The organism is Mucilaginibacter agri (assembly GCF_009928685.1).
GTDB lineage: Bacteria > Bacteroidota > Bacteroidia > Sphingobacteriales > Sphingobacteriaceae > Mucilaginibacter > Mucilaginibacter agri.
On the sequence record NZ_WWEO01000044.1, the window covers coordinates 156,469 to 180,229 of the forward strand.

Sequence of the window (23,761 nt, forward strand, 5' to 3'; positions counted from 1 at the left end):
TAAAGCATGGTGTAATATCTACAACAATTAATTGCAGTTTATAGTACTGCGCATTTAACCCGCTGAAAGTCGGTAGGATTATAACCTTCGAAATGCTTAAAAAAGCGACTAAAGTGTGAACTGGTGTCAAAGTTCAAGCGTTCGGCTATCTCTTTAATACTCATTTCGGTTGCGCACAACAGATATTTGGCCTCCTGGTATACACGCTGATGAATAATTTGCAAAGCTGTTAATCCGCTTTCGTGTTTTACTACTTCGCTCAAATGCTTTGCGGTAACAAATAATAAATCTGCATACTCTTGCACCGTGCGCAGCTGTGCAAAACGTTGCTCCACCAGTTTCTTAAAATGGTTTACCAATTGCTGCGGGCGATTAGGGTGGCCAACTGGTTTCAAAGATGAGTTTGGGTTGCCGACTATTCGGTTGGCCTCAAAAAGCAATTCGAAAAACATAAGCTTCAACATTTGCCTGTGAAAAGGTTTTTGACTGTGAAACTCACGGTTCAATTTTTCGAACAAAGCTCTAATTGTATCAACGTTGTTGTTTTGTACCATACAGATCGGCGCTCCGTCTGTTTGGTGATCGATCAGGTTGTTAACTACAGCTTCTTGCACCATACCATCAGCCAGAAAATCTTTCTTGAAATGAATAATATATAACTCGAGATCATCTGATGCCTGGTGCCATGAATTAAGCGATTGTGGGGTGGTTAAATGCAATGTATTTTCGGCAACCTCGAAACGAAATTGATTAACTGTACGGATGGCCCTACCACCAATACAAAATGCAAGTGTATAATAATCTGCTTTGAAAGGAAGACTATCTACCGTAACGCCCGTGTGGTGCCATATTTCAAAGTTACCCCCGGTTACAATTCCATCTTGAAAAGCTGAAAACTTATGTTGGTTAACGTCATTAGAATTTTTTGTAGTCGTATTATTTAGATCTGAAGTAGCAATTTGTTCCATTTATTAGTTGGGGTTGACTGCTGCAAAAGAACTAATCAATTGATTAAAAACTGTCACAATAGTGTACAAGACACACGCTGTATATCAACCCAAAGTCATAACATTAAGTTAACATTACAACTGGGTATAAAACAAACAGCCTGCCCGTTTAGGGGCAGGCTGTTAACCATCATCACTAAGCATTAAGATGATTTATTATAAACCAAAAGCGTAGGCTACACGCAAACCGAAAAAGTTATTGGTGTTGCCGTTAGTTACAAATTTGGTGTTACTTTCGAAACGTACACCTGCATCAAGGTAGTTTTTGCCACCTAGTGAAATCAGGTAACCAACTTGTGGTGCATATACAAACGCTGCTGATTTATCTGCGCCTATGTCGCTTTTGTTAGCTATGAAAGATGCCCCAGCTTCGCCTTGCAAATAAAAATTATGCACAGGGAAGTATTTCAAACCAGCTTTTACCGGTATCAATTGCAGGTCTTTATTGTCAACCCCTGGCAGGTTACTGTCTTTCGCAAAATAGTTGCTATAACCGGCATTGACGGTAACAAACAGCTGGTCTTTAATTACCGGAAAATCTGCCTGGATAGAACCGCCGATACTCCAATTGTAGCCATCGTGCAAACTACCTACTGGTAAAGTAGCATCGGGCCCAATGCTTAAACGAATACCAGAACCTGTTGTGGTTGCTTTAGTAATAGTTTCCTGAGCTTTAGTAGTTAAAGTAAATATAGTTGATAATGCAAGTGTTAATACACCTAGTATAATTGAAGTTTTCATGTTGTTATTATTATTATTGATGTAATGTTTTTTCATGTAGATGTTATCTGTAAATCTGGTAGTAAATTTCAAAGGCTTGCTGGTACCAGTGCAGCAATCTACCCTTTAATGCTTCGTGATGATCTTGTGTCTTCATTGCTTTTCTAATTGTTAAGACAGGTCAAAGGTATGCTGACCTGCAAGGCGCATCAATTCCAAAACTTCGGCGTATAGAACCAATTTTTCCGTTTCTCTAAATGGCTTTAAGAGATCATAAACGGACTTTTTAAGAGATGAAGCAGTGCTTGTTACAGATAAATAACTACTGATGAATGAGATAAGATCTCACATGAAATTGCGATGACGAAAATGCAGTTATCCTTGCATTGGTTATTATTTTGCGATTGCACCAGCGCATTTGGGGCAGGTACCATTAGCGTATAAAGTAAAACCTTCCATTTTAAAACCGTCGGGGAGTTTTAGAGGTGGGAGATTTAAATCATCCAGGCAATACACATTTTTGCATATAGTGCAGTTAAAATGTAAATGCTCATCGTGATGGTGGTGTTCTTCGCAATTGGAGTGGCACATGGCGTAGTTTGCCGTGCCATTAAGGTCGAATACCTTGTGGATGATACCTTTTTTTTCGAAAGCGTTAAGGATACGGTATAAAGTTACCCTGTCGATATCGCTCATTACGCTTTCGAGATCGGGCTGTGAAGTGGCCGTATTTTTAGATGCCATCATAGATAAAACCTTAAGCCTCGGCCCGGTTTTCTTTAGATGGTGCTTATCTAACAGCTCTTCAAAATTGTGTTTACTCACCACGCTTTCCATTTAAACTTTATAGCATGCAAATCTAGTAAGAACCTCCGAATTTGGCAATCATTATAAAAGCGGCTCCGCTTAACAGGAACGCGCAAATAAATCAAAACCATACTAAACAACCCTTGAACTAATTAGAAATCGGCCTCAATTAAATCTTTATTAATAGATGCACCTGCCATCATTCCTCCACTAACAGCTGACGCAACCGAACGTAATGGACTAGTGCAATCACCCGCGGCGTACACTCCAGGGACGCTTGTAAGATGAAAACCATCTATTTTGATTAGCTCCATATTAGTAAACTCGCAACCTAATTGCACAGGGATGTGGCAATGCTGATTAAAAGGCAATCGTGTATATATGGCTTTAACTTCAACGGATTGATCGTTGATAAATTTTAGCGCCTCAATGTGCCCGTTTTGATGTACTATTTCTTTCACTTCATGTTCAACAACATTTACTTTCTTTGATTTGAGCTTATATCGTTGCTCATCGGTAAGTGATGATTTGCCGTTGGTGAATAAGGTAAGCTGATCTGTCCAATTACTAATCAATTTAACAAACTCGAAGCCCATATCACCGTTGCCCAAAATACCCGTGGGCTGATTACGCACCTCGTACCCGTGGCAGTATGGACAATGCAATATGGAAATGCCCCAGCATTTAGCAAAACCTGTAATAGCCGGCATCATATCCTTTACGCCTGACGAAAACAGCAATTTACGCGTGATAAAATGTTTGCCCGAAAGTGTACCTACCTCAAACCCGTTATTATAAGGCATGCTGTAAACTGCTTTATCCTTATAAAAGCTAATATTGGTGTACAACTTCAGATTCTCCATCGCCCCTAAAGATATTGCAGCAGGGCTTTCGCCATCGTGTGTCAAAAAATTATGCGAATGCGGCGTCTGCCTGTTGCAAGGCTCACCACTATCTATCACTAAAACCGAACGCAGCGCCCGTGCGAGAGTCATGGCTGCTTGCATACCAGCATAACTCCCGCCTATAATTATTACATCAAAACTTGCTTTCTCTATCATTTGAATCCATTTATTCACGGAAGTTTTGTGAACCGCCTTGCTTGCAAAAGTAAATAATAAAATACAAATGCAACTATATTGCAATTAAAATTATCTTTGCACCATGTTTTTCAAACACCGTCATAATAAAATGGATAAATTAGGCATGGGGGTTTCCATTGCCTGTGCTATTCACTGCGCTTTATTACCTGTAATTATAACTACCCTCCCTTTGTTGGGTATTGGCTTTCTGGCAAACAGCTATTTTGAGACAAGCATCATTATAACATCGCTGATTATCGGCTACGCTTCACTAACCAAATCGTTTTGCAAGCATAACCGCACTACTCCGCTTGTTATTATTACTATAGGCTTCGGAATCATATTTATTGGAAAGTTTTTGGCAGATCATAGCCAGGAGTGGTTATTTCTGGCATTGGGTGGTTTGATTATAGCATCGGCGCATTATTATAACTCCAGATTATATTCCCGCCATTGTCAACAAAGTTAATGAGCGTTTTTGTGGCTTAAAACGTACAGATAAGCCTTCAAAATCAGTGCGAGATTGCGTATTATGCGAATATTTGCTAAAAACATCTGCTATGAACAAAACCACTTATTTATTATTACGACTGGCGATAGGCACCAGTATGTTTGCACATGGCCTTGTCCGCTTACCCAAACTTCATGGCTTTAGCAATTGGATGTTGGGTAGCTTTTCAAAATCGATGATTCCGTTATTGCTCGTAAGGCCTTTCAGCTATGCATTACCAATTGCAGAATTCACCATTGGCCTATTGATTTTGATTGGTTTGTTTACCCGTCAGGCGTTATTTGCAGGTGGCGTGGTTATGATCCTTTTATTATTTGGCACCTGCATGATCGAAAACTGGAATGCTATTAATACGCAACTGATCCATATCGCATTTTTCGCAGTATTAATTCAATGGATTAACTACAATACGTTTGCTGTTGAGAATAAAATAAAAAATACTCATTAAACAAGAAAGCCCCCGATAACTCGGGGGCTTTCTTGAGGTAGAAAAACAAATATTATTTCTCTTTATTTTTCAATTCTGTTACACCCTGACGGATCTCTTGAGCCAGGTTTTTTACTTTTTGGAAACCAGTTCTAACACGAGTACCAGCTGCCTTGTTTCCTTTGCTGTAAAAGCTTTCTGCATCTGCTTCTATCGAAGCGACCAGTTCCTTTAATTCATTAAATTTGTCCATCTATATAAGTGATTTGAGTTTCAAACATAATTAAATTGATAATGTTTGCAACAAATAAATTCATAAATAGTGCTTTTTTAAGCGTTTTTGAAATTTTTTTGCTTCAAAAGGTGACGAAAAACCTAACAGTTTTTCTCCCGCACTTAATAAATAGAACGCTATTGAGAACGCTCGGCAACCACATTAGTATGCTGCTTCAGTCCTAATGACGACTTCCTGATTATCAATTCGGGCTCCAAAATTATCTGTTGTTTGTAGTCGGGTGATTCTTCATTATTAATCCTTTTAAATAGGATTTCAACCAAGTTTTCGGATAGTTTTTTTACTGGTTGAGATATAGCCGTAACAGGCGGATTAAATACTTTAAAGAACGGGTGATCATCAAAACTTACTACGCCAATATCCTCTGCTATTTTCAACTGCAGTTGCTCCAATGCTTCAAATCCGCGCAGGGTTAAATAATTTGTGGCAAACATCACGGCATCAATCTGTTTGTAATAAGTTAAAAAGGTACAGATCTGCGTCACTACATTTTCGGGTTCTTCTTCGAAGTTCAGTTTCTGTATGTGCTCGTTTAAATTTGCTTCTTTGATTATCTCTTTATAACCGGTTAAGCGGTCGGCCATTTGTGTCTGGGGAGAGTCGAGGGTAATGAAAGCAATATTTTTGTACCCTTGTTGTATAAGGTGGGCTATAGCCAGCTTTACGCCCTTGTTATTATCTATAATTACATGATCAGTATAAATGCCCGGCAAATACCTATCAAACATTATAACAGGCGATTTTTCGAGCAACAATGACTTAATGTCGTTTTCGATACCTGAAGGGGGAGTAATGATATAACCATCAACATTACGGCTTTTAAACATCTGTATTACTTCAGCAGTTTTGCGAGCGCTGTTGCCCGTACTGCAATAAATAATTTTATATCCGTTTCTATAAGCCTGCTCTTCTATTAACCGAGCTACTCCGGAGAAAAAGGCATCGGCAATATCCTCTACTATCAATGCAATAATTTTTGATTTACCTGTACGTAAACCCTGAGCCATAGCATTAGGATTATAGTTTCGCTCTTTAACAAATTCGAGCACGCGATCAGCCAGGGCATCGCTGATGCGCATTTCTTTGGCTTTACCGCTAAGTATAAATGATACCGTTGTAAGCGATATATTAAGCTCGCGGGCTACATCGCTCATTGATATTTTCTTTTTCATAAATGTGGAAATCCGGATAAGGTTTAGGTTATATGGTGAAACAAATATATAGTAAATACCAAGTTTTATACGCAATTGGCACGCACATGTTTGTAACCTATTGAGCTTGCTTCATATAAATTTTGCCCGACCGATAATATTTGTACTTTAGCCTTAAATGAGCCAATTAACCCCTTTTCATATTGCCGTACCAGTGTACGATTTATCAGAAGCTCGCACTTTTTACCGCGAAATATTAGGTTGCGCCGAAGGCCGCAGCAGCGAACAATGGGTTGATTTTAACCTTTACGGGCATCAGTTCGTGATCCATTTAAAACCACGACCAGCTGAACCGGTCGATCATCATTTCAACCCTGTTGACGGCCATGACGTACCTATTCCTCACTATGGTGTGGTTTTAACGTGGGAGGATTGGCATTTATTGGAAACCCGCTTAAGAGCCAATAATATTCAGTTTATTATAGAACCGGGGATACGCTTCATGGGAAAACCTGGCGAGCAGGCCACTATGTTCTTTTTGGATCCGTCGGGAAATGCCCTGGAGTTTAAAGCTTTTAAAGATATAGGGCAATTGTTCGCGGTTTAGTTTTACTGATAACCCATTGCCTGTAGGTTAAACAGCTCGGCATAACGTCCATTTTGAGCCAACAATTCTTCGTGAGGACCGATTTCGAGGATAGTACCTTTATCCAATACTAAAATCCGGTCGGCTAAACGTGCGGTAGAAAACCTGTGCGATATCAGCACCGCCGACTTACCTTTAGTTAATTCGGCAAAGCGTTGAAATACTTCATATTCGGCGCGGGCATCTAAGGCGGCGGTGGGCTCGTCGAGAATCAGCAATTGCGCATCTTTCATATAGGCACGGGCCAGAGCTACCTTTTGCCATTCGCCACCCGATAATTCGACACCCTCGTTGAAGCGTCGGCCAAGCCATTGGTCATATTGGTGAGGAAGTTTTTCGGCCAATGCATCCGCTAAACTTTCGTGTGCTGCTTTCTTGATGAGAGCTATATTTTCCAGCTCGTTGATATTGCCAACGGCTATATTTTGCGAAAGACTCATTTGATAACGGAGATAATCCTGAAAGATAACACCGGTATGGTGTCGCAGGTCCTCAATGGCATACTCGCGAATGTCTATTCCATCAAGCAATATCCGGCCTTCGGTTGGGTCATACAAACGGGCCAGCAGTTTTACCAGCGTAGTTTTACCTGCTCCATTCTCCCCTACCAGCGCCAATTTTTCGCCTGGAGCCAGCGTAAAGTTCAAATGCCTGTTTGCCCAACTTTCGGCATTGTGATATTTAAAGCCAACGTTTTCAAACGTGAAACCAAGCTTAATAGGATCTGGAAAAGGAACGGGCTTTTCTGCAATCTTTATTTTAGGCTTAATTTCGAAAAATTCGAGAAAGTCGTTCAAATAAATAGCGCCTTGTGAAACGGCTGTAAAACGGGTAAGGATGCCTTCCATCAAGCTCCGAAGCTGCCTGAATGATCCCGCAAGGAAGGTAAGATCACCCACCGACATATTGCCGTTTATAGTTCGGACGATAATAAATACGTAAGCTGCATAATAGCCTATGCTTCCTAACATTGAAAAAAAAGTACCCCAAACCGACCGGCTGACCGACAGCTTGCTGTTGTCTTTGTAGAATTTATCAGAAAGCTTAACAAAGCGGTTAATTACAAAATCGGCCAGGCCGAATGTTTTAATTTCCTTGGCGGTTTCGTCGCTGGCACCTAAATAGCGCAGGTAATCCAGTTCGCGGCGTTCGGGAGTTTGGCTGCGAGTTAACGCATAATTTTGATTATTAAAATGCGACTCGCCCAAAAAAGCCGGCAGAATCGCAATTAGCAGTAAAAGGATTAACCAAGGATTAAAGGCAAGCAATCCGGTGATCAAAAACGCCATCGAGATTATATCCTGTATCTGGCTCATTACCTGCGACAATAGAACCGCACGCCCCATAGTTTGCTGCCGCGCACGTTCCAGTTTATCGTAAAAAACGGAGTCTTCAAATTGGTCGAGATCGAGCGTGGTAGCGTGCCGCATAATGCGAATAGACGTGTAATTAGAAAACTGATCTCCCAGTAAACTATCTACCAGATTAATCATCCTGCTTAAGCCGTCGGTCAAAATTGCAAGGCCAAATTCTATGGCTACTAATTGCCAAACACGGGTATGGTCTGCTCCGCTGCTGTGGCGGTTAAGCAGCACTACTTCGTCAACAATCAGTTTGCCTACATACAATAAAGCCACCGGCATAGCCGAACGCACGATACGTAATGCAAAACTCAATGAGGTCTTCCAAGGGCTGCTTTGCCATACCAGTTTAAAAAATTGCGGCAGATTGCCTAAGGCGGAGAGTCGTTGTTTAAAAGAAAGTTCAGAGGTATTTATTCTATTTTTAGCCATTAATATTTTAAAGTTAGCGCTAAAATCAAATAAAGCCATCATTTGAATGTCGGATTCGCTTGATTCAAATAATCACTAACAAGAAATGCCGCACTTTAGGTGCGGCATTGGCATAAACATAGAAAGATTATAGAGCCTGGGGTTCTTTTATATTTTCGCGGGCTTGTTTAGCAGCGTCAACCATGTTTTTGAGGGCGGATAGCGTTTCGGGCCAATGGCGGGTTTTTAAGCCGCAGTCGGGGTTTACCCAAATGTTTTGGGCCGGTAGCAAAGCCGCCGCCTTTTCTAACAGGTTCACCATTTCATAAGTTGTTGGCACACGTGGGGAGTGGATGTCATAAACGCCCGGACCGATTTCGTTAGGATACTCAAAATCGGCAAAAGCATTCAGTAAATCCATTTGCGAACGAGAGGTCTCGATAGTGATCACATCAGCGTCCATGGCTGCGATATTTTCTATAATATCATTAAACTCGCTGTAGCACATGTGCGTATGGATCTGCGTTTCGTCTTTTACGCCGCTTGCCGAAATACGAAATGCTTTGATAGCCCAATCAAGATAAGCTGACCAGTTGGCCCTGCGCAATGGCAAACCTTCGCGAATAGCAGGTTCGTCTATCTGGATAATTCCAATACCAGCGTTTTCCAATGCAACAACCTCATCCCTTATTGCTAAGGCAATCTGATTAGCAGTAACAGACCTCGGCTGATCATCTCTAACAAAAGACCATTGCAAAATGGTGATCGGCCCGGTTAACATACCCTTCATGGGGCGATCGGTTTGCTGTTGGGCAAAATGGCTCCAACGTACAGTCATATCTTTCGGGCGACTAATATCTCCAAAAATTACAGGCGGCTTAACGCAGCGACTACCATAGCTTTGCACCCAACCATTTTTGGTGAAAAGGTAACCGTCTAATTGCTCGCCAAAGTATTCGACCATGTCGTTCCGCTCAAATTCGCCGTGCACTAACACGTCCAGCCCTATTTCTTCCTGTAAGCGAATTGCATCGATAGTTGCTTTTTCAATAGCAGCATCATATTGATCGGTAGTTAACTCACCCCTTTTTAACCTGGCACGTAGCTGGCGAATCTCGTCAGTTTGTGGAAACGAGCCAATGGTAGTTGTGGGGAACAAAGGAAGTTTAAACCGTTGTTGCTGCAATTGTTGCCTTAACGGAAAAGCACTTTTACGTGTCGAATCAGCATCTGTAATGGCAGCAACACGCTGCTTAACCAGGTCTTTATGAATCAACGGTGATTTTTTTCGACTCTGGATAGCACTCTGGTTTAAATGCAAAAGCTCGGTATTACCACTAAATATTTGGTATAAGGCATTTACTTCTTCCAACTTTTGCTTGGCAAATGCCATCCAGTTTTTGATCTCCGGATTGATCTGTGTTTCCTGATCCAGATCAAATGGTGTATGCAACAACGAGCACGAAGGAGAAATCATTATACGCTCTTCGCCCAACTTACTCACTGCATTATTTATCTGCAGCAACGATTTCATATAATCATTTTTCCATACATTACGGCCGTCAATTACACCCAATGAGAGGATCAGGTTATCAGGAATAAGTGACAATACTTCGTCCAATTGCTCGGGAGCGCGTACCAAATCAATGTGTAACGCTTCTACCGGTAGGTTAACGGCTAACTGGGTATTATCAAGCAGACCATCAAAATAAGTGGCTACTAAAATATTTACCCCTTTGCAGGCTTTGGCAATTTCCCCATAAGCATACTCAAATGCTTGTTTCTCCTTTTTGCCTAGGTCCAGGGCGAGGAAAGGCTCGTCCAACTGAATCCATTCGGCACCATAATTTTTTAGTCGTTTAATAATTTCTACATAAACGGGTACCAATTTTTTAATCAGATCGATTTTTTCAAAATCAGCTTCCTTTTCTTTACCCGCTAACAAATAGGATACCGGGCCTAACAATACTGGCTTGGCTGCTTTACCGCAAATTTGGCGGGCATGATTAAATTCTGAAAAAAGAGTTTCAGAGAAAATCCGGAACTGCTGATCGGCTGTAAATTCGGGCACGATGTAGTGATAATTGGTGTCGAACCACTTGGTCATTTCCATAGCGGTGATATCCAATCCATCTTTTTGATAGCCGCGGGCCATGGCAAAATACAGGTCCATCTCTTCGTTGCTGTTTACTTCGGTTAGTACCTGAGTGTAGCGGGATGGAATAGCACCTAACAACAGAGTCATGTCCAGCACCTGATCATAAAAGCTAAAATCGTTGCAGGGTACCAGATCTATACCGGTGTTTAGCTGTAATTGCCAGTTTTCTTCTTTAATTTTTCTGGCTGCCTGTTGCAGGTCCTTGCGGTTAATTTTACCTGCCCAATACTGCTCGCAGGCTTTTTTTAGTTGACGGTGGCTCCCCATACGTGGATAGCCGAGATTGTTTTTAAGCATACGCATAAAACTTTAGTTAAACATTAATGATTAGTTAATGCTCCTTACGTTTTCGGTATACTTTCGGAAATAGTGTAGCGCTAAGCAACAATCAAAAATATAGGCGCTGCCCATATTATTGGTCTGTTAATTCATCGACTACTGCTTCAATCGCGAAAGCATAGGTCTTTGATCAGCGTAGGCAAGTCTCCTGGCTTGTAACATCACCGCCATCCTTCTCATCCCAACTTAGCGAGACAATGGATATATAACAGGCGGTAACTTTTTGTGTTACTTACAGTTGCGCGACAGCCCGTGATTTGCACACGGTTCCTTCTTAGTTTCGGCATTAACCGAAAACCTCTGCTGCTGAAGATTTTTCTTTGTAAAGAACGTGATGCAAATGTAAGCTATTGCCCTTTAAAAAACATGAAGTTTATCAGTTCACTGATTTTAAGCAATACGACAGCACCAATTAATTACAACGAAAAACTTGACACTTTTTCATCAATTAAAATGAATAATAAAATCTATATTTGCTTTAACCCTGATTAATTGTTTTGTGCGGCTAAATCTATGGCTAACCGTATTTTTAATTTTTTATTGATCACCAGCTTATTTGCTGCCCCTTTAGCCAAGGCGCAAAGCAATGCCGTTTCCACCTCTCCTAAAAAAGACTCTGAAATAGAGAAATATAACAAACTCATTAGTTTTTATCGTTACGAAAATCCGGACTCTGCACTTGTATATGTTTATAAGGGGCTTGATCTGGCAAAACGCACCGGCGACGTTGCAGGTCATGCCATGATACTGAACCAGTTAGGCATGATCAATGATAACCGTGGACAGTTTAACGAATCGCAGAATAATTATCTCGACTCCTATAACCTCTATAAGTCTATCGGTAAAACCAAGGGTATGGCTACAGAAGTGGTCCGTCTTGGCGTGGTCGAACTGCGTAAAGGGAACTACGATAAAGCTATTGCCCGTTTTTTAAACGCCCTCCAGCTGAGCGAAAGCATCAAAGATCCGGCGGGCATAATGGAAGCCAACCTTACCCTTGGCGAAGGTTACATGGGACAGCATAATTACGATAAGGCACTTCACTATCTTAAAATAGCCGAAGGCATTAACGATACCTTACCGCTATCTAATCTTTCCCTCAATATATTTAATGATCTCGGTGTACTTTACCGTGAAACTGGTTTGCTGGAAGAAGCCAAAGAGTATTTGTTAAAGGGCATCTCGGTTAGTAATGTTCCGAAATACCAGGGACTAAACATTACGCTTACTAATACCCTCGCCACTGTTTATGCTAAAGAAGGGAATACCGAATATTCTATTAAACTGCAGAAAGAAGCGCTGAAAAAATCTATTGAAATTCATAACTACATCCGCCAGTTGCTTACTTTAAATGGCTTGGCTACCAGTTATGAAAATATCAATATTGATAGCAGCCTTAATTATCTGTACAAGGCTAAAACACTAGCCGAGGGCCGGCAAGGATATAAACAGGTAATAGAAGCGCTACAAAGCATATCAGAACTTTACACAAAAAAGGGAGATTATAAGGCTGCGCTCGACGCCAAAAACGAAGAATACGAACTGGCCGACAAATATTTCTATAAAGAAATGTCGAAACAGGTGAGCAACCTGCAAAACGATTATGAGTTAAGTAAATCGCGGGCTAAGGTGCAAGAACTGCGTTATATCAACAGCCATCAGGCGTTGGAGCGTAAGGTTATCATCGCCATAGCAATAGGTGCAATAATAATATTATTGGTTATTGGCTATTCTTATTATGGCAGCAGGAGGCTTAACAAAAAACTCCGTAATGCTAACACGGAGCTAGACGAATCAAACCAGTTAAAAGATAAATTATTCTCAATTTTGGGGCACGACTTACGCTCTCCGTTTGTATCGGTTATCAACCTGTTAGAGATGATAGATGACGAAGACCTGCCTGCAGATACACGTAAGGAAATGGTTTCGGAATTATCTATAACCAGCAAAGCAGCCCTCGAAACCCTTACCGGTTTGCTTAAATGGGGAGAAATGCAAATTAAAGGTATGCGTATTAACCGCCACGAATTTGCTGTGAAACCAGTTGTTGAGCGCGTAATATTGTTTTTAACAGGTGCCGCCAATTACAAACGCATTGAGATCAGAAATTTCATATCAGATGATCTGAACCTTATTGCGGATAAAGATCATGTTGAGTTTGTATTACGCAATCTCATATCAAACGCAGTGAAGTTTACCGGGGTAAATGGAAGGGTAACCGTTAAATCATTCTTTAATGAGCGTACCAACTTAGCTACTATAACCGTTGAAGACACGGGTGTGGGCATAGATAGCAACCGATTGAACAGCATCTTCAGCCTTAACAATATTAGTAGTAATGGTACTTATAACGAGAAAGGAACAAGTTTAGGCTTGTTGATGTCGAAAGAATTTATTGATGCTAACGAGGGTCAGATTGAAGTTCGAAGCACTCCTGGCGTTGGCTCGGCGTTTTCATTTACCCTGCAAGCCACTATTGGACATACGCCTACCCTCGCCAACAAAACCGAAAACTCTGTTGGTCAGGTATAATTTACAGGTATTTAATAATTGTTAACCACTACCATAGATTTAACGCGCCCAAGGGCAATTGCGTCTATGGCATCGATCTCCAATAACTCTGAAATCTGAAACAACCTTTCTAGCGAGATTTTAGAATAACCTAGTTCCATTTTACTGTAGCAATTTTGCGAAATCTGCAATTTATACGCCATGTAAAATTGGGTTAGGCTCTTGCTTTCCCTGCTCTTTCTAATATGGTCTGCAACCGCTTGACTATTGAACATAATAAATGCTGTATAAATGAACATACGCTGTATTCATTACGCCAGTTTTAAGTTTACTACTCCAAAAAGTATTAGCATTTTTTAAAAGAAGGGGGCATTTGAGACAAAAAATTGTATAGCTTTACTGAAACCAACATAACAACGTTATGATAAACTTAGGTATTTTACTTACCCGACAGTATAGGTTATTGAGCGTAGCCGCTATACTTGATGTGTTTCAAACGGTTAATAAGCTATCTGCCAGTAACGGTGCAGCGCCTCATTTTAACATCACCTTACTACGCGCCGGTGACGCCGTTACGCAGGCCAGCGACGCACTGATCAACGATCAGATTAAGGATATTCGCGATGTAGAGAAACAGAATCTCATTCTCATACCCGCATTTTCTACCGAAGAAGTTCAAAATGCCATTATGGAAAACAGGGATTATATTCCCTGGCTAACAGAGCAGTTTAAAACCGGTACTCATTTGGCAAGCTTTTGTACAGGTGCTTTTTTATTGGGCGCCACAGGATTATTGAATGGCAGGCCGGCTACAACTCATATAGACGCATGCGGGGCATTTGCTGCCGCGTTCCCAACCGTTAACCTGATGCCGTACCAGGTAGTTACCAGCGATAATGGTATCTATACCAGTGGAGGTTCAACTTCAAGCTTTCATTTAATGCTACATATCATCAAAAAATATTGTGGTAGCGAAATGGCTATTCGTACAGCAAAAATATTCGCCATTGATATGGATAGAAGCCAGCAGGCTTATTTCGGCACTTTTTTACCATCGCAAGATCATCACGACGAGCTTGTGGCCATGGCACAACAAAAAATTGAAGCCGCTTATCGCGATTCGGCAACTATTGAGGAGATGATAAAGGACGTGCCCGCTAGCAGACGTAACATGGTTCGGCGTTTTAAACAGGTAACCGGCTGCACCCCTATCGAATACCTGCAAAAATTGCGTGTTGAGGGTGCAAAAAAATTACTGGAACAAACCAACCAGCAAATGACCGAGGTTATGTTAAATTCCGGGTATAACGATCCAAAAGCATTTCGTAAGATATTTAAAAAAACCGTAGGCATGACACCGACAGGTTATCGTGAAAAGTTCCAGGTAAATTAATGGCCCGATTAGCCCGTTAATTTGACATGTTTAACCCTTGGTAACATACAGCATCTTAGCTAAATTGCTTCAGATAAATTCGATAACGTATGGAGCCATTAGCAATTGTAGATGACAATAAAGTACTTGATGTTCAACGTTCACTTATTGACAATTCGAAGTTTTACATGGTATGCTTAACCCATGCAGAATTTAAGGATGTAAACATGTCTAATTGTAAAATAACGGATGCTAATTTAAGTGATTTGGAAATAGAAGGTGCGCAATTGGGCGGAGCTTATATACACAACATCGGCATGCCTCCCGAATGTCACCCCATGTATGATGCAGATGCAAAGCAACGCCCCTTACGGTTTGAAAATTGCGAACTGTCTGGAAGTACGATAACCAATTGCAACCTTAGTGGCGTTGATATTTCCAACTGCAACATTTCGGGATTGAAAATCAACGGCATTTTGATCGAAGACCTGTTAAAGAAATAAGTAGTAGTGGATAACGGTTATAGTTTTGGCAATTGCAAAATCCAAATCCGAACAAACAACTACTATTATTAATTGCTACTATTTGCCTTCCTGCTGGCTACAATTCTTTGACGATGTTGTATCCCCCAGTCTTTAAGCTCTTTCATCACTTTATCGAGTGAGCGGCTATAAGGAGTTAGCTGATACGTAACTGTCACAGGTGTTGTCGAGTACACGGTGCGGATCACAAATTCATTCAGCTCCAGTTCCTTTAATTCTTTAGAGAGTATTTTAGGAGTGATATCGCCGAGCGAACGCTGGATATCTTTAAAGCGTAACGGCCCCTCCGATAGAGCGACGATAAGCGGTATCTTCCATTTTCCGTTCAGTACATACAAGGCATCTCTAACGCCTGTTATTGCGCCCCGGCATTCTGTAGAGTTGAACGCCGTACACTCAACAACTCCCTTTTCTTCCACTGCTGTTTCCATAACGTACAAATGTAATTACTATCCTAAAGGATACCGGTATCCTTTAGGATAGTAGTATCTTTTAGATAGTAAAGGTAACTATGTTTGCATCAATAACACACGCAAATAACATGAAATCCAACAAAATAATATACTGGATAAGTACGGCACTTGTGGCTTTAATGATGCTGTACTCGGCATCCGCCTATTTAACCCAACCTGCCATGAAGGCGGCTTTCCAACACCTCGGCTATCCCGATTACTTCCGTATAGAATTAGCGATCGGCAAAATAATTGGGGCCATACTTCTATTAGCCCCTGTTGCTGCAAGGGTAAAAGAATGGACATATGCAGGCTTCGCTATAACATTTATTTCGGCTGCTATTGCGCACACCGCATCTGGCGACCCTGTGGCAAACCGCATTATGCCAGTTGTATTTTTAATTCTGCTAGTTGTCTCTTACGGCGCTTATCATAAGCAACAGAAGGCAACCATTTTTATTTAAACATTTCTTTTAACCGAGGTATAAAACGCCTCAGAATATCGTCCGGAGCAGACATGTTAGCGGGGTTGGCTCCGCCATGCCCAAAAAATCAAGAAAATAATTAAACATCAATAATTTAAAAATCAATTAACATGAAAAAGATTCTTCATATCATTTCAAGTCCAAGAGGCGACGCTTCAATCAGTACCCAATTAGGTTATGCCATTGTCGAAAAGATAAAAGAGGCCAACCCGGGCAGTACAGTTAATGAAACAAACCTTGTTAAGAAACAACTTCCACACCTGGAAGAAGCACAGCTGGTGTCGTTTTTTACGCCCGCAGATACCCGCACAGCGGAACATTTAGAAGCCATCAAAAATTCTGACGATGCCATAAGCGACCTAATGGAGGCCGACATTATTGTTATCGATACACCACTTTATAATTTTGGTATACCGTCTGGACTAAAAGCCTGGGTTGACCATATTGCACGCGCCGGTGTAACATTTAGTTATGATGCAAACGGACCAAAAGGGTTAGTAGAGGGCAAAAAAGTGTATGTGGCATTAGCTTCGGGTGGTATTTACAGCGATGGCCCTATGCAGGGATACGACTTTGTTGCCCCCTATCTTAAAAGCGTGCTAGGCTTTCTGGGGATGAAAGACTTAACCGTTTTTCGGGCCGAGGGAACCTCTTATCCAGACCTTAAAAATCAAGCCTTACAGAAGGCCATCGACAGTGTAACATTATAATTACAAATAAAAAAAGAGCTGGCATTTGTTGTGGAGGCGCAACAGATGCCAGCTTACTTGCGTAAGAGGAATTGTTAGGTGCATTCAACCACACTTAACCAGCCTATGTCAACCGCTTTATCAATCAACACTACAGTACGCTTAATCGTCGCCTTGTGCCTGGTTTTAATGGTTACTATACCGTCGTGCAAGTTAGAAAGAATGGAAGGTGGTGACTATATCGATCCGGCAGATAAATCAATTCTTGCCTTTACTGTCCGAAAACCCGACAGTACTCCCTTTTCATCATCAGAAGTAAAATCTGTTATAGGTGGTGATACGATAACAATTTCTGTACCTGTTAAAACCAGCCTCGATAATTTAATACCCGATATTACCATCAGGGCTAAGAGTATTTCACCAGCAAGTGCCGAGCCACAGAATTTTACAAGCCCAGTTAATTACACCGTGCGTGCCGAAGATGGCAGTACCAAAACATACACCGTTGTTGTAAAGTCGGCTGCCTTACGAAGCATGGTATTTGCCGGAAGCAACAACAAATATTTTTATGCTGTAGACGCCGTGAATGGCTCATTAATATGGAAGTTTAACGCCAATAAAAACTTCTGTTACTCTAACCCTATATTGTACAACGATATTGTTTATGCAGCGGCCGACAATACCATGTATGCATTTGATGCCGCAAGCGGCGCGGTAAAGTGGAGCTACAACGCCGGTGATAAAATAAAGACTGCGGCGGCTTATGATAATGGCATTGTTTATTTCGGTAGTTATGATCACCACTTTGTGGGGCTTGATGCCAAAACCGGTAGCATAAAACTTAATGTAACCGAGCCAGATGAAATTAACACCACCGCTACTGTTGTCAACGGCAACGCCTATTTCAGCAGCGTTAACGGCAATGTTTATGTTGTTGATGTACATTTGGGTACTTCTAAAAAAATCTTTAAAACCGGTGGCGCAGTATTTGGATCAAGCCCTACGGTAGTAAACAGCACATTATACATCGGCAGCGACGATAGCAATATATATGCGATAAACGCTGCTAACGGACAACTAAAATGGAAGTTTGATACGGAGGGTATATCAGCCGGCTACACCCACCCCGCCGTGGCAAATAATGTAGCTTATTTCGGCACAGCGCAAAGCCTCACCGGCGATGATGCTGTGTTAGGAAGCCTTTATGCAGTTGATGCAAATACAGGCGCTATGTTATGGAAAAAATTAGATCATAAAGGCTTTTACAGTAGTCCGACTATTACGGGCAATACTTTATTTACAACTTGTTTCGACGGTAATATTTATGCACTTAACGCCAAAACGGGCGAAACACAGTGGAAGTCCCTAATATTCCCTAATAGTAATACGATGCCAACTGTGGCTGAGGGTATAGTATACGTTGGCGGCGGAACGGGTAATTTATACGCGATGGACGCTGCTACCGGTACTGTTAAATGGAAATTCCCGATGCCTGAAAATACATTTACATCAGCTCCCTGCGTTATCGGCAACAGCGGAACTATCTACAGCAGATAACCGGTTCCCATCCTCTCAAAATACAGGCCATTATTATGGTTTCCTAATTATTACCGTTCAGTCCATATCTGTGCCTTAACATTTCTGCAAAAACCTTAAGAAACCAAGAGCTACAAATCAATGTACGAAATCGTACGTAGAACCGTCCGTTTTCGTACACTTCCCATTTATAAATACTTATTAAACTCAATGCAGGCCATTTTTGCCACTGGCATTACCCTTGTTGTTGTTATGTGAACCATTACACTAACCTTTTAAACTACACTTTATGATCCCAAATTTCTTTAAGATCGCATGGCGTAATATCATTCGTCAAAAGGCATACACACTTATTAATATAATCGGTTTGGGATCGGGTGTTGCCGTTTGCCTTATCATTTTTGTATTGATACAATTCCACTTAAGCTTCGATTATTTTCATGAAAAAAAAGATAGGATATATCGTTTGCTTACCGAGTATCACCATGCCGATAGCAAGGATATATTCTATGGATCCGGCATTTCAGCAGCCATTCCACAAGGCTTGCATGTCGATATGCCGACACTGAAGGAAATAGCACCTATTTATAATAATTTCGACGATCAGATCCTGGTGCTCAACGCAGCCGGCGAAACCGAAAAGAAATTTAAAGAAACCAGTGGCGTGTTTGCTACCACACCCGCTTTCTTCAAAATCTTTGATTTTCCGCTACTTGCGGGCACTTCAGCATCTTTAAAAGACCCCAACAATGCCCTTATTACCAAAGAGACTGCCGAGAAGTACTTCGGTAATTGGAAAAATGCTATGGGCAAAACACTTAAATGGAATGATAAAGACGTAGTAAAAATAACCGGTGTGTTGGCTACAGTTCCTAAAAATACCGATTTTCAGTTAAAGCTAGTGATTGCCATGGGCACAGGCTTTACAGCAGGTTACGCAACTTCCAAAGATTGGAACAGTACCAACAACAGCTTTGGTTGTTACGTTTTGCTGCCGTCTAATGTATCGCAAGCTTATTTAACATCCCGCTTACGCGCGCTGGTTAAAAAGAACCATACCGACGGCATTACCGATAGCGAGATAGCCCAACCGCTAAAAGATGTTCATTTCGACGTGCAATCAGGCGATTATTCCAATAAATCTATAAGCCCGCAAATGATAAAAATGCTTTGGCTCATCGCATTGTTTATCCTCATTATAGCCTGCGTAAACTTCATTAACCTTGCAACCGCGCAGGCCGTAAATCGCGCTAAAGAAGTAGGCATACGTAAGGTGCTTGGCAGCAACCGTAGTCAGTTACAAATTCAGTTTTTAACCGAAACAATGGTAATTGTATTAGTATCGGTAATTGTTTCATTAGGTATTAGCGCAATTGCAATTCCGTTTATCGGCAAAGTATTGGAACTTCCGTTAACCGCAGGTTTACTATGGCAGGCAGACGTTGCTACATTTTTAATGGCAATGACAGTAGGTGTAACTTTAATAGCCGGCTTCTATCCTTCTATTGTATTGTCGGGCTTTAATCCTATTAATGCACTCAAAAGCAAGCTTGCCTTAAAAACCCCTAAAGGTATTTCGTTGCGGCGGGCCTTGGTGGTATTTCAGTTTATAGTTGCCCAGGGACTTATTATCTGCACACTCATTATTGTAAAGCAGATGCATTATTTTACCAACACTAGTATGGGCTTTGCCAAAAATGCGATTGTAAATATATCTGTACCGGGCGATAGCATCGGCATCAGCAAAATACCGTATCTGAAACAACGCCTCACGTCCCTCAAGGGAGTAGAGCAATTAAGCATCAGCTCCGATATCCCGGCAGGCGAAAATACGAACTGGGGAATGTTTTATTTTGATCACTCTGCAAAGCAAACGGACTTCTATTCGATCTTTAAATTAATTGATGACCAATATCTTAAAACTTATGATTTAAAACTGGTAGCAGGTCGGAACATACTGCCATCGGATACAATCAAGGAGTTTTTAGTAAACGAGGCTTTGGTACAAAAACTCGGCATCCGCAACCCACAAGATGCTTTGAATAAAGAAATGAGGCTGGGGCCGCGTAATAAAGGGGTGATAGTTGGCGTGCTTAAAAACTACCATAACCGCTCATTTAAAAACGAATACGCGCCTATGATGATGACCAGCATGGCCAAATGGTGTAGCCTTACAAACATCAAGTTAACCGCAAGTACTATTAACACAACACTGCCTGATATAGAAAAGATCTGGGCTGAGGTGTACCCCGATTATGCTTTCGACTATAAATTTATGGACGAACAAGTTGCCCAGTTTTACAAACAAGAGAACCAATTGGCCAGCATTTATACCTGGTTTGCAGGCGTAGCCATCTTACTAAGTTGTTTGGGTTTATATGGATTGGCTTCTTTTATGGCGGTGCAACGTATTAAGGAAGTGGGTATTCGCAAGGTATTAGGAGCCTCCGTATCAGGTATAGTTTACCTTTTCTCCAAAGAGTTTGTCGTATTGATTATTATCGGTTTTGTAATTGCATCGCCCATAACCTGGTACCTGATGAATAAATGGTTACAGGATTACACTTTCCGTATCCATATCCGTTGGGATACATTCGCGATGTCGGGCTTTATGGCTATTTCCATTGCACTGGCTACGGTTAGTTTTCAGCTTATAAAAGCCGCATTAACTAATCCGGTTAAAAGTTTAAGAAGCGAGTAGTGGGAGTAGCAGTACTATTAAAAACGGTTTAGCAGGATAATAAAAGTAACAAGTTTTAGTATTGAGCGTCAAAGATTTATGAAAGCAAATAATAAGCTATTAACTCTATTATTATGTTTGGCGGTAATACCAGGCATGGCGCAAATTGTCACCAAGGTTGATCTCCTGAAACTCTCTGATGAGCAGAAGATCAACATTTATAACCGCGGCGGCGGCGTGTTGAAAGGCAGCGAAGCTGTAATGCATTTAGACGAACGGCCAGACGATGGCGTAGCCTGGTTAACAGGTGAAAGTTTCACCAACGGCACTATCGAATTTGATATAAAGGGAAAGGATGTTTACCAGCAAAGTTTTTTAGGCATGGCTTTTCATGGGGTTAACGATAGTACTTTTAATCTGATCTACTTCCGCCCCTTTAATTTTAAAACAGATGATGCGGTACGCCGGTCGCACGCCGTACAGTATGTAAGTGCACCCAAATACGACTGGCCATTACTTCGCGAAAAGTTCCCTAATAAATATGAACAACCGATAGACCCTGCACCCGATCCGAATAACTGGTTCCACGCAAAAATAGTGGTACAGGGTGTAACAATCAGTGTTTACGTGAATCATAACAACAAGCCTGCATTAGTTGTGCAGCAATTGGCCAAATTAAACGGCGACAAAATAGGTTTTTGGGTAGGAAACGGATCTGGAGGCGAGTGGAAAAACCTTACAATAAGCAAGGATCAATGATTGAGGTTTTATAATAAAAGTTGATTAATTTAGTGTGAGGGACAGATGGGTGAGAGCATCTGTCCTTTTTTGTTTCTTCAACTATTCCTGGTGAAGGCTGATGGTATTACCATCCGGGTCTTTAACAGCTGCAAATCTGCCCCAAGGTGTTTGATCAATCTCGCCCACTTCTATCCCTTTTTCGTTGAGCATTTTAATTTCGCCTTCAATATCATCAGTTGATACCACCAGCCCTCGTATAGAACCGGCGGGCATACTATCGAACCAGGTAGTGAGGGTAATAGTTGTTTCGGCACCCGGTAACCCCAGTTGAACCCAATTTGACCCGCCACTAAATGTCGCTTCTATCAGCAATTGAAAACCTAATTGCATGTAAAATTCTTTGGCCCGGGTTTGGTCCGTTACCGGGATAGAAATGATGGTAATATTTTTCATCGTTTGGTTTATAATTGGTTTTGATATCTTATTTGAGGTCCTCGTCCATTTTGGAGTGTTTGTCCATGTCGGGCAAATTGAAACTAACAATTAATGAAACTACTGAGCAAGCTGTAATGTACCAAAAGAAGTAATTAGCATGCCCCGCCTGTTTAAAACTCAATGCAATGGATTCTGCAGTACCACCAAAAATTGCTACGGCCAGGGCATATGGAAAACTTACGCCCAACGAGCGCACATTGGCGGGGAAGAGTTCAGCTTTAATAATGGCGGATATAGAAGTACACAAACTAAGTATTACTAAAGCGATGGTTATCAGCAGCACCGCCGTCCAAAATTCATGAGTGTTACCCAATGCGGTTAAAATAGGATAAGTAGTTAACATGCTCACTGCCCCGTAAATGATCATCATACGCCTGCGGCCTACCTTGTCGCTTATCACGCCCGCAATTGGGTGGGCTATCATAAATACAAACAAAGCGATCATGGTAATGGAGGTCGATTCGTTTTTAGAAAAGCCCGCCGTATTTACCAAAAACTTCTGAATATAGGTTGTAAACGTATAAAAGGCAACCGTGGTACCAATGGTAAAGCCAATGATTAGCAACACTTCCTTTTTATATTTCAACAATTCAGAGACTGAGCCTTTGCGGCTTTCAGCTACCTTTTCGTGCTTAAAGGATTCTGTTTCGCTGAGGTTACGACGCAAATAGATAGCAGATACAGCAAGTACTGCCCCGATACCAAAAGGCACACGCCATCCCCAATCAGCCAATTGTTCTTTAGAAAGCAAAAATCGCTGTAATACCAACAAAATGGTCAGTGCGATTAACTGACCCAAACAGGAAGTAACATATTGAAAGCTCGAATAAAAGCCACGATGTTTTTTCGGGGCAATTTCGCTCAAATATGTCGCAGCCGTACCATATTCGCCACCAATACTTAAGCCCTGCAGCATACGGGCCAATACTAAAATAATCGGGGCAGCAATACCGATTTGTTTATAGCCTGGCACCAGCATAATCATTAACGAACCGCCACTCATCATTAATACTGATAAAGTTAGAGCTGCTTTCCGACCTTTACGATCGGCATAGGTACCCATCACCCAACCGCCGATAGGGCGCATTAAGAAGCCTATTGCAAATATGCCAGCAGTATTTAGGAGTTGCGCCGTTTCGTTGTCTTTCGGAAAAAATGCCGCACCGAAGTATAATGCAAATACGGAATAAGCATACCAATCGTACCACTCTACCAGATTGCCGACCGAGCCGCCTACAATACCTTTAATACGCGACCTTACCAATTGCGATCTACTGAGAGTGAGTTGTTGCTCCATGGCTAAAAATATCAATTTCCCTTTGAATATTTTAGCCTTGGCTATA

The 23,761-nt window shown here is 41.4% G+C and carries 23 protein-coding genes and 1 riboswitch; of the genes, 11 read left to right on the forward strand and 12 right to left on the reverse strand.

The features are described from left to right. Window positions 1-38: 38 nt before the first annotated feature. The 4 genes from GSY63_RS17020 to GSY63_RS17035 all read right to left on the reverse strand — a co-directional run bounded on the left by GSY63_RS17020 (window position 39) and on the right by GSY63_RS17035 (window position 3,595). Entirely contained in the window at window positions 39-968 is a 930-nt protein-coding gene (locus GSY63_RS17020; RefSeq protein WP_166587038.1) for a helix-turn-helix domain-containing protein, read from the reverse strand. Window positions 969-1,163: 195 nt separating this feature from the next. Further along, entirely contained in the window at window positions 1,164-1,748 is a 585-nt protein-coding gene (locus GSY63_RS17025; protein ID WP_243749254.1) for a porin family protein, read from the reverse strand. A gap of 372 nt (window positions 1,749-2,120) precedes the next feature. Continuing rightward, window positions 2,121-2,552 carry a Fur family transcriptional regulator gene (locus GSY63_RS17030; RefSeq protein ID WP_317168584.1) on the reverse strand — a complete coding sequence of 144 codons (432 nt, stop codon included), beginning with the start codon at window positions 2,550-2,552 and terminating at the stop codon, window positions 2,121-2,123. Window positions 2,553-2,686: 134 nt separating this feature from the next. Beyond that, window positions 2,687-3,595 carry an NAD(P)/FAD-dependent oxidoreductase gene (locus GSY63_RS17035; RefSeq protein ID WP_166587041.1) on the reverse strand — a complete coding sequence of 303 codons (909 nt, stop codon included), beginning with the start codon at window positions 3,593-3,595 and terminating at the stop codon, window positions 2,687-2,689. Window positions 3,596-3,698: 103 nt separating this feature from the next. On the opposite strand from GSY63_RS17035, the gene GSY63_RS17040 reads away from it, so the two are divergent. Beyond that, the gene (locus GSY63_RS17040; protein WP_166587042.1) at window positions 3,699-4,085 is read left to right on the forward strand and encodes a MerC domain-containing protein; all 387 of its coding nucleotides are present in this window, start codon (window positions 3,699-3,701) and stop codon (window positions 4,083-4,085) included. A 91-nt stretch (window positions 4,086-4,176) separates the two neighbouring features. Further along, a complete protein-coding gene (locus GSY63_RS17045) occupies window positions 4,177-4,575 on the forward strand; it encodes a DoxX family protein (protein WP_166587043.1) in 399 nt (132 codons plus the stop codon). A 52-nt stretch (window positions 4,576-4,627) separates the two neighbouring features. On the opposite strand, the gene GSY63_RS17050 is transcribed toward GSY63_RS17045, so the two are convergent. After that, complete coding sequence (locus tag GSY63_RS17050) at window positions 4,628-4,807, reverse strand: histone H1 (RefSeq protein ID WP_166587044.1); 180 nt, start codon at window positions 4,805-4,807, stop codon at window positions 4,628-4,630. A 158-nt stretch (window positions 4,808-4,965) separates the two neighbouring features. Next, a complete protein-coding gene (locus GSY63_RS17055) occupies window positions 4,966-6,021 on the reverse strand; it encodes a LacI family DNA-binding transcriptional regulator (RefSeq protein ID WP_166587045.1) in 1,056 nt (351 codons plus the stop codon). 157 nt (window positions 6,022-6,178) lie between these two features. On the opposite strand from GSY63_RS17055, the gene GSY63_RS17060 reads away from it, so the two are divergent. Continuing rightward, window positions 6,179-6,607, forward strand: coding sequence for a VOC family protein (locus tag GSY63_RS17060; RefSeq protein ID WP_166587046.1), 429 nt, complete (start codon window positions 6,179-6,181; stop codon window positions 6,605-6,607). 2 nt (window positions 6,608-6,609) lie between these two features. On the opposite strand, the gene GSY63_RS17065 is transcribed toward GSY63_RS17060, so the two are convergent. Both GSY63_RS17065 and metE read right to left on the reverse strand, forming a co-directional pair. Continuing rightward, window positions 6,610-8,439, reverse strand: coding sequence for an ABC transporter ATP-binding protein (locus GSY63_RS17065; RefSeq protein ID WP_166587047.1), 1,830 nt, complete (start codon window positions 8,437-8,439; stop codon window positions 6,610-6,612). Window positions 8,440-8,566: 127 nt separating this feature from the next. Further along, window positions 8,567-10,873, reverse strand: coding sequence for a 5-methyltetrahydropteroyltriglutamate--homocysteine S-methyltransferase (gene metE / locus GSY63_RS17070; RefSeq protein WP_166587048.1), 2,307 nt, complete (start codon window positions 10,871-10,873; stop codon window positions 8,567-8,569). Window positions 10,874-11,036: 163 nt separating this feature from the next. Beyond that, a riboswitch (cobalamin riboswitch) is annotated at window positions 11,037-11,232 on the reverse strand. Between the two features lie 196 nt (window positions 11,233-11,428). Between metE and GSY63_RS17075 the strand changes: the two genes are divergently transcribed. Continuing rightward, window positions 11,429-13,447 (forward strand): ATP-binding protein, encoded by a 2,019-nt coding sequence (locus GSY63_RS17075; RefSeq protein ID WP_166587049.1) that lies wholly within the window; start codon window positions 11,429-11,431, stop codon window positions 13,445-13,447. Between the two features lie 11 nt (window positions 13,448-13,458). Here the strand turns inward: GSY63_RS17075 and GSY63_RS24855 are convergent, their stop codons facing one another. Continuing rightward, window positions 13,459-13,725 (reverse strand): helix-turn-helix domain-containing protein, encoded by a 267-nt coding sequence (locus GSY63_RS24855; RefSeq protein ID WP_166587050.1) that lies wholly within the window; start codon window positions 13,723-13,725, stop codon window positions 13,459-13,461. 122 nt (window positions 13,726-13,847) lie between these two features. Here GSY63_RS24855 and GSY63_RS17085 point away from each other — a divergent pair, with 122 nt between their 5' ends. Both GSY63_RS17085 and GSY63_RS17090 read left to right on the forward strand, forming a co-directional pair. Then, a complete protein-coding gene (locus GSY63_RS17085; protein ID WP_166587051.1) occupies window positions 13,848-14,819 on the forward strand; it encodes a GlxA family transcriptional regulator in 972 nt (323 codons plus the stop codon). A gap of 89 nt (window positions 14,820-14,908) precedes the next feature. Further along, the gene (locus GSY63_RS17090; RefSeq protein ID WP_166587052.1) at window positions 14,909-15,301 is read left to right on the forward strand and encodes a pentapeptide repeat-containing protein; all 393 of its coding nucleotides are present in this window, start codon (window positions 14,909-14,911) and stop codon (window positions 15,299-15,301) included. 68 nt (window positions 15,302-15,369) lie between these two features. Here GSY63_RS17090 and GSY63_RS17095 read toward each other — a convergent pair whose 3' ends face one another. Continuing rightward, on the reverse strand, window positions 15,370-15,771 hold the full coding sequence (locus GSY63_RS17095) for a winged helix-turn-helix transcriptional regulator (protein WP_166587053.1): 402 nt from the start codon (window positions 15,769-15,771) through the stop codon (window positions 15,370-15,372). A 110-nt stretch (window positions 15,772-15,881) separates the two neighbouring features. On the opposite strand from GSY63_RS17095, the gene GSY63_RS17100 reads away from it, so the two are divergent. From GSY63_RS17100 to GSY63_RS17120, 5 genes are all read left to right on the forward strand, one after another. Then, the gene (locus GSY63_RS17100) at window positions 15,882-16,256 is read left to right on the forward strand and encodes a DoxX family protein (protein ID WP_166587054.1); all 375 of its coding nucleotides are present in this window, start codon (window positions 15,882-15,884) and stop codon (window positions 16,254-16,256) included. Window positions 16,257-16,387: 131 nt separating this feature from the next. Continuing rightward, window positions 16,388-16,987: an FMN-dependent NADH-azoreductase gene (locus tag GSY63_RS17105; protein WP_166587055.1), complete on the forward strand. Its 600-nt coding sequence runs from the start codon at window positions 16,388-16,390 to the stop codon at window positions 16,985-16,987. A gap of 105 nt (window positions 16,988-17,092) precedes the next feature. Beyond that, window positions 17,093-18,523, forward strand: coding sequence for an outer membrane protein assembly factor BamB family protein (locus GSY63_RS17110; protein WP_166587056.1), 1,431 nt, complete (start codon window positions 17,093-17,095; stop codon window positions 18,521-18,523). 268 nt (window positions 18,524-18,791) lie between these two features. Continuing rightward, window positions 18,792-21,203: an ABC transporter permease gene (locus tag GSY63_RS17115; protein WP_166587057.1), complete on the forward strand. Its 2,412-nt coding sequence runs from the start codon at window positions 18,792-18,794 to the stop codon at window positions 21,201-21,203. 78 nt (window positions 21,204-21,281) lie between these two features. Further along, complete coding sequence (locus tag GSY63_RS17120; RefSeq protein ID WP_166587058.1) at window positions 21,282-21,941, forward strand: hypothetical protein; 660 nt, start codon at window positions 21,282-21,284, stop codon at window positions 21,939-21,941. Between the two features lie 81 nt (window positions 21,942-22,022). On the opposite strand, the gene GSY63_RS17125 is transcribed toward GSY63_RS17120, so the two are convergent. After that, window positions 22,023-22,376: a VOC family protein gene (locus GSY63_RS17125; protein WP_166587059.1), complete on the reverse strand. Its 354-nt coding sequence runs from the start codon at window positions 22,374-22,376 to the stop codon at window positions 22,023-22,025. 28 nt (window positions 22,377-22,404) lie between these two features. Beyond that, window positions 22,405-23,715 (reverse strand): MFS transporter, encoded by a 1,311-nt coding sequence (locus GSY63_RS17130; RefSeq protein WP_166587060.1) that lies wholly within the window; start codon window positions 23,713-23,715, stop codon window positions 22,405-22,407. Window positions 23,716-23,761 lie beyond the last annotated feature (46 nt).

Coding starts and splice junctions, on each gene's coding strand:
- GSY63_RS17020 (WP_166587038.1), bottom strand. CDS start 968: ATGGAACAAATTGCTACTTCAGATCTAAATAATACGACTACAAAAAAT.
- GSY63_RS17025 (WP_243749254.1), bottom strand. CDS start 1,748: ATGAAAACTTCAATTATACTAGGTGTATTAACACTTGCATTATCAACT.
- GSY63_RS17035 (WP_166587041.1), bottom strand. CDS start 3,595: ATGATAGAGAAAGCAAGTTTTGATGTAATAATTATAGGCGGGAGTTAT.
- GSY63_RS17040 (WP_166587042.1), top strand. CDS start 3,699: ATGTTTTTCAAACACCGTCATAATAAAATGGATAAATTAGGCATGGGG.
- GSY63_RS17045 (WP_166587043.1), top strand. CDS start 4,177: ATGAACAAAACCACTTATTTATTATTACGACTGGCGATAGGCACCAGT.
- GSY63_RS17050 (WP_166587044.1), bottom strand. CDS start 4,807: ATGGACAAATTTAATGAATTAAAGGAACTGGTCGCTTCGATAGAAGCA.
- GSY63_RS17055 (WP_166587045.1), bottom strand. CDS start 6,021: ATGAAAAAGAAAATATCAATGAGCGATGTAGCCCGCGAGCTTAATATA.
- GSY63_RS17060 (WP_166587046.1), top strand. CDS start 6,179: ATGAGCCAATTAACCCCTTTTCATATTGCCGTACCAGTGTACGATTTA.
- GSY63_RS17065 (WP_166587047.1), bottom strand. CDS start 8,439: ATGGCTAAAAATAGAATAAATACCTCTGAACTTTCTTTTAAACAACGA.
- metE (WP_166587048.1), bottom strand. CDS start 10,873: ATGCTTAAAAACAATCTCGGCTATCCACGTATGGGGAGCCACCGTCAA.
- GSY63_RS17075 (WP_166587049.1), top strand. CDS start 11,429: ATGGCTAACCGTATTTTTAATTTTTTATTGATCACCAGCTTATTTGCT.
- GSY63_RS24855 (WP_166587050.1), bottom strand. CDS start 13,725: ATGTTCATTTATACAGCATTTATTATGTTCAATAGTCAAGCGGTTGCA.
- GSY63_RS17085 (WP_166587051.1), top strand. CDS start 13,848: ATGATAAACTTAGGTATTTTACTTACCCGACAGTATAGGTTATTGAGC.
- GSY63_RS17090 (WP_166587052.1), top strand. CDS start 14,909: ATGGAGCCATTAGCAATTGTAGATGACAATAAAGTACTTGATGTTCAA.
- GSY63_RS17095 (WP_166587053.1), bottom strand. CDS start 15,771: ATGGAAACAGCAGTGGAAGAAAAGGGAGTTGTTGAGTGTACGGCGTTC.
- GSY63_RS17100 (WP_166587054.1), top strand. CDS start 15,882: ATGAAATCCAACAAAATAATATACTGGATAAGTACGGCACTTGTGGCT.
- GSY63_RS17105 (WP_166587055.1), top strand. CDS start 16,388: ATGAAAAAGATTCTTCATATCATTTCAAGTCCAAGAGGCGACGCTTCA.
- GSY63_RS17110 (WP_166587056.1), top strand. CDS start 17,093: ATGTCAACCGCTTTATCAATCAACACTACAGTACGCTTAATCGTCGCC.
- GSY63_RS17115 (WP_166587057.1), top strand. CDS start 18,792: ATGATCCCAAATTTCTTTAAGATCGCATGGCGTAATATCATTCGTCAA.
- GSY63_RS17120 (WP_166587058.1), top strand. CDS start 21,282: ATGAAAGCAAATAATAAGCTATTAACTCTATTATTATGTTTGGCGGTA.
- GSY63_RS17125 (WP_166587059.1), bottom strand. CDS start 22,376: ATGAAAAATATTACCATCATTTCTATCCCGGTAACGGACCAAACCCGG.
- GSY63_RS17130 (WP_166587060.1), bottom strand. CDS start 23,715: ATGGAGCAACAACTCACTCTCAGTAGATCGCAATTGGTAAGGTCGCGT.